This is a genomic window from Mesorhizobium sp. WSM4850, from assembly GCF_055811735.1.
In genome coordinates, this window is the sequence record NZ_JBVVPV010000087.1 from 1 (window position 1) to 9,735 (window position 9,735).

Annotated in this window: 9 protein-coding genes; 6 read left to right on the plus strand and 3 right to left on the minus strand. The window is 65.3% G+C overall.

All coding sequences use genetic code 11. The annotated features are described in order from the left end of the window. The first annotated feature begins 167 nt into the window (after positions 1–167). Both AC0L2Z_RS34155 and glcF read left to right on the plus strand, forming a co-directional pair. The gene (locus tag AC0L2Z_RS34155) at positions 168–1,373 is read left to right on the plus strand and encodes an FAD-binding protein (protein WP_473630485.1); all 1,206 of its coding nucleotides are present in this window, start codon (positions 168–170) and stop codon (positions 1,371–1,373) included. Between the two features lie 10 nt (positions 1,374–1,383). Continuing rightward, complete coding sequence (gene glcF / locus AC0L2Z_RS34160) at positions 1,384–2,715, plus strand: glycolate oxidase subunit GlcF (protein WP_287238001.1); 1,332 nt, start codon at positions 1,384–1,386, stop codon at positions 2,713–2,715. An 18-nt stretch (positions 2,716–2,733) separates the two neighbouring features. Here glcF and AC0L2Z_RS34165 read toward each other — a convergent pair whose 3' ends face one another. Next, complete coding sequence (locus AC0L2Z_RS34165) at positions 2,734–3,654, minus strand: bifunctional 5,10-methylenetetrahydrofolate dehydrogenase/5,10-methenyltetrahydrofolate cyclohydrolase (RefSeq protein ID WP_128166173.1); 921 nt, start codon at positions 3,652–3,654, stop codon at positions 2,734–2,736. A gap of 271 nt (positions 3,655–3,925) precedes the next feature. Then, positions 3,926–4,672, minus strand: a complete 747-nt coding sequence (locus AC0L2Z_RS34170; protein ID WP_473630486.1) for a L,D-transpeptidase — start codon at positions 4,670–4,672, stop codon at positions 3,926–3,928. A gap of 213 nt (positions 4,673–4,885) precedes the next feature. Here AC0L2Z_RS34170 and AC0L2Z_RS34175 point away from each other — a divergent pair, with 213 nt between their 5' ends. Next, positions 4,886–5,521 carry a DNA-3-methyladenine glycosylase I gene (locus AC0L2Z_RS34175; protein ID WP_128175214.1) on the plus strand — a complete coding sequence of 212 codons (636 nt, stop codon included), beginning with the start codon at positions 4,886–4,888 and terminating at the stop codon, positions 5,519–5,521. A gap of 54 nt (positions 5,522–5,575) precedes the next feature. Here AC0L2Z_RS34175 and AC0L2Z_RS34180 read toward each other — a convergent pair whose 3' ends face one another. Next, on the minus strand, positions 5,576–5,827 hold the full coding sequence (locus AC0L2Z_RS34180) for a hypothetical protein (protein ID WP_473630487.1): 252 nt from the start codon (positions 5,825–5,827) through the stop codon (positions 5,576–5,578). A gap of 203 nt (positions 5,828–6,030) precedes the next feature. Here AC0L2Z_RS34180 and hisS point away from each other — a divergent pair, with 203 nt between their 5' ends. The 3 genes from hisS (at position 6,031) to hisG (ending at position 9,561) form a co-directional block, all read left to right on the plus strand. Next, the gene (gene hisS / locus AC0L2Z_RS34185; RefSeq protein WP_128166181.1) at positions 6,031–7,563 is read left to right on the plus strand and encodes a histidine--tRNA ligase; all 1,533 of its coding nucleotides are present in this window, start codon (positions 6,031–6,033) and stop codon (positions 7,561–7,563) included. A 178-nt stretch (positions 7,564–7,741) separates the two neighbouring features. Continuing rightward, entirely contained in the window at positions 7,742–8,863 is a 1,122-nt protein-coding gene (locus AC0L2Z_RS34190; protein WP_473630488.1) for an ATP phosphoribosyltransferase regulatory subunit, read from the plus strand. Beyond that, positions 8,860–9,561, plus strand: coding sequence for an ATP phosphoribosyltransferase (gene hisG, locus AC0L2Z_RS34195; RefSeq protein WP_023800357.1), 702 nt, complete (start codon positions 8,860–8,862; stop codon positions 9,559–9,561). The genes AC0L2Z_RS34190 and hisG overlap by 4 nt, the downstream gene beginning before the upstream one ends. Positions 9,562–9,735: the final 174 nt, after the last annotated feature.

The window sequence follows — 9,735 nt, forward strand, 5'->3', positions numbered from 1 at the left end:
GGGGGGGGGGGGGGGGGGGGGGGGGGGGGGGGGGGGGGGGGGGGGGGGGGGGGGGGGGGGGGGGGGGCGGGGGGGGGCCCCCCCCCCCCCCCGGGGGGGGCGGGGGGGCGCCGCCCACCCCCCCCCACGGAGAGGGGGTCTGCGGCCGATGTGCGCCCAGGACAGCCATGACCACCTTCACCGCCGCCACCACCGCCGAAACTCTCGCCACTGTCGCCTGGGCGGCGGCGGAAGAAACGCCGCTCGAAATCCTCGGCCATGGCTCCAAGCGCGGCCTCGGCCGTCCGCTGCAGACCGAGCACACGCTCGACCTGTCGAAACTGTCAGGCGTGACGCTCTACGAGCCGGCTGAACTGGTGCTGTCAGCAAAGGCCGGCACGCCGCTCGCCGAGATCGAAAAATTACTTGCCGAAAACGGCCAGCAACTCGCTTTCGAACCACTGGATTATGGCCCGCTGCTCGGCGGCGAAAAGGGAAAAGGCACGATCGGCGGCGTACTGGCCGCGAACCTTTGCGGTCCGCGCCGGCTGAAGGCGGGGGCGGCGCGCGACCATATTCTTGGCATTGCAGCGGTTTCGGGGCGTGGCGAGGCGTTCAAATCGGGCGGCCGCGTGGTCAAGAACGTCACCGGCTATGACCTGTCCAAGCTCATGGCCAACAGCTGGGGCACGCTTGCCGTTCTTACCGACGTCACCTTCAAGGTGCTGCCCGCTGCCGAGACCGAAGTCACGCTGGCTGTGCGCGGCCTGCTCGACGATCATGCCGCGGCCGCTATGGCGCTGGCGCTCGGTTCCAGCGCCGAAGTGTCGAGTGCTGCCCATCTTCCCGAACGCGTTGCCGCACGGGTCGCCGGCGGCGGTCTCGGCAGCACCGCCGCGACATTGCTGCGCGTCGAGGGGTTCGGCCCGTCGGTCGCCTACCGCATCGCAGCGCTGAAAGATCTGCTCGGAAATGCCGGCCCGCTCGAGGAAATCTCGGGCGAGACTTCGCATTCGGTCTGGCGCGATATCCGCGATTGTGCGCCGTTTGCCGACGGCCTGGAAAAGCCGGTGTGGCGCGTGTCGATGGCGCCGGCGCAAGGCCACCAGATGGTGCTGGCGCTGCGCATGCAGGCGGCCGTCGATGCCTTTTATGACTGGCAGGGCGGACTGATCTGGCTGCGCATGGAGCATGGCGATCCCGAAGCCGATCTTCTGCGAGCAGTGGTGAGACAGTATGGCGGCGGCCATGCGACGCTGGTGCGCGCCGCCCCTTCGCATCGCGCCGCTGTGCCGGTGTTCGAGCCGCAGGCGCCGCACCTGGCAGCATTGTCGTCGCGGCTCAAAGCCGAATTCGATCCGAAGGCGATCCTCAACCCCGGCCGCATGGCTTAGGAGGTACGAGATGCAGACCAATTTCTCAGCTGCCCAGCTTGCCGATCCGCATGTCGCGGAATCGGAAAAGATCCTGCGCAAATGCGTGCATTGCGGCTTCTGCACGGCCACCTGCCCGACCTATGTGACGCTTGGCAACGAACTGGATTCGCCGCGCGGGCGGATCTACCTGATCAAAGACATGCTGGAGAACGGCCGACCGGCCGACAAGCAGATCGTCACCCATATCGACCGTTGCCTGTCCTGCCTCGCCTGCATGACAACCTGCCCGTCGGGCGTCAACTACATGCATCTGGTCGACCACGCCCGCGTCCATATCGAGGAAACCTACAAGCGGCCGCTGCCCGATCGGCTGACGCGCGCCATGCTGGCCTTGGTCCTGCCTTATCCCTCGCGGTTTCGCGCTGCGCTCAAGCTGGCAAAGCTCGGCCAGCCATTCGCCGGATTGCTGGAAAAGCTCCCGGCGCTGAAGCCGCTGGGTGCGATGCTCAAGCTCGCCCCGGCGTCGATTCCTGCGGCCTCGCCAATGGCTTCGCCGGGCATTCATGCCGGGCAGGGCACGAGCAAAAATGGCCGCGTCGCCATCCTTACCGGCTGCGCGCAGTCCGTGCTCGATCCCGCCATCAACGACACGACGATCGCGCTGCTGACGCGGCTCGGCGTCGAGGTCGTGGTTCCCGAGGGCGAGGGCTGCTGCGGCGCGCTGGTGCATCACATGGGCCGCGAGGCGGCAGCCCTTGCCTCGGCCAGGCGCAATGTCGACGCCTGGACGCGCGCCATCGACCAAGGCGGGCTGGATGCCATCGTCATCACTGCGTCGGGCTGCGGCACCACCATCAAGGATTATGGTTTCATGCTGCGCCTCGATCCCGCCTATGCCGACAAGGCAGCGCGGGTGTCGGCGCTGGCCAGGGACGTCACCGAATATCTGGCAAGCATCGATCTGCCCGAGCCGGTGCGCAAGCCGGGCACCATCGTCGCCTATCACTCCGCCTGCTCGATGCAGCACGGCCAGAAAATCACCCGCCAACCGAAGGAGCTTCTGGCCAAGGCCGGCTTCGTTGTGCGAGAGCCGCGCGAGGGGCATTTGTGCTGTGGCTCGGCCGGCACTTACAACATTTTGCAATCGGAGATTTCGGCTCAACTGCGTGACCGCAAGGTGAGAAATATCGAGGCGACCGGTGCTGAAATCGTCGCCACCGGCAACATCGGCTGCATCACCCAGATTGCGTCCGCCGCGAAACTGCCGGTGGTGCACACGATAAAGCTGCTCGACTGGGCCTATGGCGGGCCGCAGCCGGAGGGCGTTCCGGACAGCAGGGCAGCCGTTGCGGCGGAGTGATCCACCGGCGCTGCCGGCTTATTCCGCTGCGAGCTTGTCCACCACGCCATAGGTCGCATGGTAGCGCGCGCGCTGCCGGCTGAGCGCCACCATCGTGTTGCGCAAAAGAATCGCCACGGTGATCGGGCCGACGCCGCCCGGCACCGGCGTGATCCAGGACGCCACATGCTTGACGCTCTCGGCGTCGACGTCACCGACGATGCGGCTCTCCCCGTCCGGTCCGATCTCGGAATTGATGCCGATGTCGATGACGGCCGCACCGGGCTTGACCATGTCGGCCTTGATCAGCCGCGGCTTGCCGACGGCGACGAACAGAGCATCGGCACGCCGCGCATGCGCGGCCACCGAGCGCGTCATGTGGTGGCACACCGTCACCGTCGCGCCCTCGCTCATCAGCAGGAAGGCGATCGGCTTGCCGACGATCTCGGAGTGACCGACGATGACGACCTCGAGCCCCTTGAGATCGAGACCGGTTTCCCTGAGCAGTTCGACCGAAGCGGCGGCCGTGCAGGGTGCGAGGTCGAGCTGGTTGTAGACGATGTTGCCGATCGAGGCCGGATGCATGCCCTCGACGTCCTTGAGCGGATGCACCGCCGCTTGCAGCGTCTTGATCGGGATATGCACCGGCACCGGCCGTTGGATGATGATGCCGGTGACGCGCGGATCGGCGTTCAGGCCATGGATCGCCGCTTCGAGTTCGCCGGCGGTGATGTCGGCGGCAAACCGCCTTTCCTCGAAGCCGATACCGGCCAGTGCCGCCTTGGCGCGCTGGTTGCGCACATAGACATCGACTGCAGCCGTGTCGCCGACGGTGATCGATATCAGTTTGGCCGGAAAGCCTTCGGCGGTGGCGATCGCTGCATCCTCGCGCACCGAGGCGATGATGCGTTGGGCGACCGGACCGCCCCGGAGATAGCGGCTGTCGTCGGACAGGGACATTGAGCAAGGCCTTTTGTCTGGAAGCGTTGCAGCCGACATAGCAAAATACAGAGGAGAATGGCAGCGAGAATGCGAACCGCCATGCCGCGGGCGCGACGTACCACCCGATCCTGTCAAACTAAACTATCCTATGGCGTCCCGGAAACAGAAAGGGCAGCGCGGTTTGCCGCGCTGCCCTTTCGTGACCGACCGTATCCCCACACGGCCCGTCCCCCGTATTCTGATGATCCCGAGACTTCTTGACAGACTCGGCAACAAAATCAACCGCAGATTACATCACCACAACCGTCGTGCCAACATCGACCCGCTCATAGAGATCGACGACGTCCTGGTTGCGCATGCGAATGCAGCCCGACGACACGGCGCCGCCGATCGTCCATGGCTGGTTGGTGCCGTGGATGCGGTAGAGAGTCGAACCGAGATAAAGCGCGCGCGCGCCGAGCGGGTTCTCGACGCCGCCGGCGACATAGGTCGGCAGATAACGGCCATTGGCGGCCTCGCGCGAGATCATCTGCGCCGGCGGTCGCCATTCGGGCCAGACCTTCTTCTGCGAGATCTTGTGCTTGCCGGCCCATTCGAAGCCCGGCTTGCCGGTGCCGACGCCATAGCGCCGCGCCTTGCCGTTGTTCTCGACCAGATAGAGAAAATTCTCCCGCGTATCGATGACGATCGTGCCCGGCTTCTCCGGGCCGTCATAGGCGACTTCCTGCGGCAGATAGATCGGGTTGATCTGCGGGCGCGCGATAATGCGCTTCTTTGACGGCGCCTGCACCGCCGCCGTGTGCAGCTGAGCCGGTTGCGCCTGCCGCTGAGAACGGCGCTGCGGCTTTTGCACCTCTTGCCGGTTCTGGCGGACGATGCTTGGCGCGCGGCCAAGCTGCAGCACCCAGGGCGCCGAAAGGTCGGGGCTCACCATCACCGGTGGCCTGTCGGCATAGCGGTCGTTGGCGCTGGAGGATGTAGCGGCAGTGGCCAGCACAGCTGCGGCGCCGAGCAGCGGGAACAAAAATGTCTTCATCGGAACGCACCCTGATCGTCGAACATGCCGGGGCGCACAAGCGTCCCCGATGTCGCGAACATTGGGCGCGGAGCAGCAACCGAAACGTGAATCGGAATGCGTAAAATGCTGCATTGTCAGTAAAGCTTTCGGTGTGGTTACCGGCCGGTTCAGGAATCTGGTAAAGCCGCGGTAAAGGCAGCGCTGAGGCGCATTAAGCAATGGAATTCCGCCATGGATGAGAAGACAGGCCTGCTCGCTGGACCCGATGGTATCGCGCGCTGCTTCTGGCACGGCAATCTGCCGGACTATTTGCACTACCACGATCACGAATGGGGCCGGCCGGTCGACGACGACCGCAGGCTGTTCGAAAAGATCTGCCTCGAAGGCTTTCAGTCGGGCCTGTCCTGGCTGACCATATTGCGCAAGCGCGAGAATTTTCGCGAGGCGTTCGCCGGCTTCGATATCGACAGGATCGCCGCCTTCACCGAACAGGATGTCGAGCGCCTGCTCGGAAATGCCGGCATCATTCGTCACCGCGGCAAGATCGTCTCGACCATCAACAACGCCAGGCGCGCGCGTGAATTGGCCGACGAGGCCGGCTCGCTGGCGGCCTGGTTCTGGAAATTCGAACCCGGCCCGGACGAACGGCCCGAAATCGTCGATCTCGCCCATCTGCGCGCCAACCCGACCACGGTAGTCTCGGTGCGGATTTCGAAGGAGCTGAAGAAGCGCGGCTGGAGCTTTGTCGGCCCGACCACCGTCTACGCCTTCATGCAGGCCATGGGGCTGGTCAACGACCATCTCGAAGGCTGTGTCTGCCGCGAGCAGGTCGAGGTGGAGCGCAAGGCGTTCAAAAGGCCGAAGTAGCTCCCTTCTTTTTCCTTCTCCCACAAGGGGAGAAGGCAACGGGCGCTCAACAACTCAAGCGCCGGCGCCCGCCAGAAAGAGCCCGGCAACGATAGCCGCTATCGTGGCAAACGCCGGATAGATCACGAGCAGGCTGGTCAGCAGCGCATCGCGCATGGTCGGCCCCGTACGCTTGTCTGCGGCAACCTCGAACGGTCCCGCCATTTGGGCTGCAGGTCCCGGTGCATGATGATCGGCCGGGCGCAACTGGGCGGGCAGTTCGCAGGTGCGGCTGTCGATGATGTCGAATTTCTGCGCCAAGGTCATGGCCCGACCCCCTTGTTTCGGCGCGCTTTATCGGCTGCGATTGTGTCGGCACGATGCCGCGCTTATGGCGGAATTGTTTCAGCTTCTTGGCTTCTCCCGCACGGGGAGAAGGCAGGGAGCAAACCCTTGCCGCGCCAAGCCCCATCGGTTAGGACACGCCCACTCGAAACAAGTCAGCTTTACCTAGCGAAAAGACCCATGCCATGGCCGACAAATCGGAAAAGATGAAAGCGCGGCTGCCGCGCGGGCTTGTCGATCGCGGCGCCGAGGATATCCGTGCCGTCGAGAAGATGATGGCGACGATCCGCTCGGTCTATGAGCTGTACGGCTTCGAGCCGGTCGACCAGCCGCTGATCGAATACACCGATGCGCTGGGCAAATTCCTGCCCGATCAGGATCGGCCGAACGAGGGTGTGTTCTCCTTCCAGGACGACGACGACCAGTGGCTGTCGCTGCGCTACGATTTGACCGCGCCGATGGCCCGTTTTGTCGCTGAAAACTTTGAGCGCCTGCCGAAACCCTATCGCAGCTACCGCTCCGGCTGGGTGTTCCGCAACGAAAAGCCCGGCCCTGGCCGCTTCCGCCAGTTCATGCAGTTCGACGCCGACACGGTCGGCACGCCAGGTGTCGCGGCCGACGCCGAAATGGCGATGATGATGGCCGACGTGATGGAAGCGCTCGGCATCAAGCGCGGCGACTACATCATTAGGGTCAACAATCGCAAGGTGCTCGACGGCGTGCTGGAGGCGATCGGCCTTGGCGGCGACGAGAATGCTGGGCGCCGGTTGCAGGTGCTGCGCGCGATCGACAAGCTGGACAAGTTTGGACCGGAAGGCGTCAAGCTTTTGCTGGGCAAAGGTCGCTGGGACGGCGGTAAAGAGGGCGAGGGGGATTTTACAAAGGGGGCTGGGCTAGACGAAGTTCAAGCAGCGTTCATTGTCGCCGTCGTTCTTCACAACCAACACGTCGAGGCTGGGCTCAAAAACGATGTAGGAAAATGGAACAGAGTACTTGAGGCCAACCCCACGGCCGAAGCGGGATTTGCTGAACTCAAAGAGATTGAAGCGCTTGTCCTGGCTGCCGGCTATGGTCCGGACCGCATTCGCATAGACCCCTCCGTCGTCCGCGGCCTCGAATATTACACCGGCCCGGTCTACGAAGCCGAACTGCTGGCCGAAATTCCCAACGAGGAGGGAAAAATCGTCCGCTTCGGCTCGGTCGGCGGTGGCGGGCGCTATGATGGCCTCGTCTCGCGCTTTCGCGGCGAGCCGGTGCCGGCGACCGGCTTTTCCATCGGCGTCTCCAGGCTGATGACGGCGCTGAAGAACCTCGGCAAGCTCGATACATCGGACGTGATCGCGCCGGTCGTCGTGCTCACCATGGACAAGAACACGGACAGTCTCGGCCGCTACCAGAAAATGGTGGCCGAGCTGCGCGCCGCCGGCATCCGTTCCGAAATGTATCTCGGCGGTGCCGGCATGAAGGCGCAGCTCAAATATGCCGACCGCCGCGGCAGCCCGGTCGCCATCATCCAGGGCGGCGACGAGCGGGCGAAGGGCGAGGTGCAGATCAAGGACCTGATCGAGGGCGCCCGGATGTCGGCGGAGATTGTGGACAACGCCGAATGGCGCTCCGCGCGTCCGGCGCAGGTGACGGTGGCGGAAAGCGATCTGGTTGGCGAGGTAAGAAAGATACTGGCGGCACAGGCGGCCGACCGTGCGAAGGGCGGCGCGTGAACACCCCCCTCTGGCCTGCCGGCCATCTCCCCCTCAAGGGGGGAGATTGGCAGCCGTACCGCCGGCACTTACCTTTCAACCTTGAAAATAGGGCGAAGGCTGCGACGAGACTAATCTCCCCCCTTGAGGGGGAGATGGCCGGCAGGCCAGAGGGGGGTGCCTCGCACCCAACCGATCAATGACCTCCCGCTACCCCGCCATCGCATCAGACATCACAAAACTCTTCGCCGCGCGCAACACGCATGCGGTCGAGGTGGCGGTGCTGCAGCCGGCCGACCCGTTCCTCGATATGGCCGGCGAGGATTTGCGCCGGCGTATTTTCCTCACCGAAAGCGAGACCGGACAGACGCTTTGCCTGCGGCCGGAGTTCACCATCCCGGTCTGCCTCGACCACATTGCCAGTCAAGCCGGCACGCCGCGCCGCTATTCCTATCTCGGCGAGGTGTTTCGCCAGCGCCGCGAGGGCGGAAACGAGTTTTTCCAGGCCGGCATCGAGGATCTCGGCGACGGCGACATCGCACAGGCCGATGCCCGATCGCTGGCCGATGCGCATGCGCTGCTTTCGCTGGTGCTGCCGGCCCAGGAACCAACGATCACGCTCGGCGACCAGACTGTTTTCGAGGCGGTGCTCGCCGCACTCGGCCTGCCGCGCGGCTGGCGCATGCGGCTGGCCCGCGCCTTCGGTTCGGCGGCGATGCTGGAGGCAGCGCTGGCCGACCTCGCCAATCCGCCGCGCAACGGCCAGCTTGCCGGCGCGGTCGCAGCCCTTGTCCTCGACGGCAATCTGGAAGCGCTTTCCTCGCACATCGCCGGCGGCATGGAACAGGCGGGTCTGTCGGCGTCGGCCGGACGGTCGCCGACCGAGATTGCGCGGCGCTTGATCGAAAAGGCCGAGCTGCGCAGCGTCAGGCTGTCGAACGAGGCATTTTCGGCGCTTAAGGATTTTCTGGCGATCGATGTGACGCTCGACGGCGCGGCAAAAGCGCTCGAAACCTTCGCAGCCGGCGCCGGCGTTTCGCTGGGCGCGGCGCTGGAGAATTTTTCAGCTCGCGCCAAGGCGATCGAAGCGCTTGGCCTGTCCACGGCAAAAATCCGCTACGACGCCGCCTTTGGCCGTCCGCTCGATTACTACACGGGCCTGGTCTTCGAGATCGCGGCGGAAAACGGTGACCGGCCGCTGGCCGGCGGCGGCCGCTATGACCGGCTGCTGACGTTGCTCGGCGCGAAAACGCCGATCCCCGGCGTCGGCTTTTCCGTCTGGCTCGACCGCATCGAAGCGTTGCGGGAGAAGGCGCAATGATCACGCTGGCGATTCCATCGAAGGGCCGGCTCAAGCAGCAGGCGCTGGAGGTGCTGGCCAAGGCCGGGCTTGCCGTCAGCCTGCCCGGCGACGAGCGCAAGTATCGCGCCCGCATCGAAGGCGTGGAAGCGGTCGAGGTGGCGTTCCTGTCGGCCTCGGAAATCGCAGGCGAAATCGGCCAGGGCTCGGTCGACCTCGGCATCACCGGCGAGGATCTGTTGCGCGAAAGCCTCGCCGATTGGGCGGCGCGCGCTGAGATCGTCGCCCGCCTCGGTTTCGGCAATGCCGATGTCGTGGTGGCGGTGCCCGACATCTGGCTCGACGTCGATACGATGGCCGACCTCGACGATGTCGCCGCCGATTTCCGCCAGCGCCACGGCAGGCGGCTCAGGATAGCCACAAAATACTGGCGGCTGACGCAGCAGTTTTTTTCGCAAAAGCACGGCATCCAGGTCTATCGCATCGTCGAGAGCCTCGGCGCCACCGAAGGCGCGCCGGCGGCGGGTTTGGCCGATGTCGTCGTCGACATCACCACGTCAGGCTCGACGCTGCGCGCCAATCACCTGAAGATTTTGGCGGACGGCGTCATCCTGCGCTCGCAGGCCTGCCTGGTTGCATCGCGGAAGCCGCGTGCGGCGGCCGACGAGGCTGTCATGCGCGGCATCGCGGCGAAGATGGGTGCCTTCCCTCCCCCTTGAGGGGAGAGTGGACAGCCGCCGAAGGCGGATGGACGGGTGGGGTCGTTGCGGCAGTGCTCGACGCGAGACGACCCCACCCGGGCGCGGGGGGGGGGGGGGGGGGGGGCGCGGGGGGGGGGGGTGGGGGGCGGGGACGCCAAAGGGGGTTTGACCCCCCCCCCGGGGGGGTTGAGG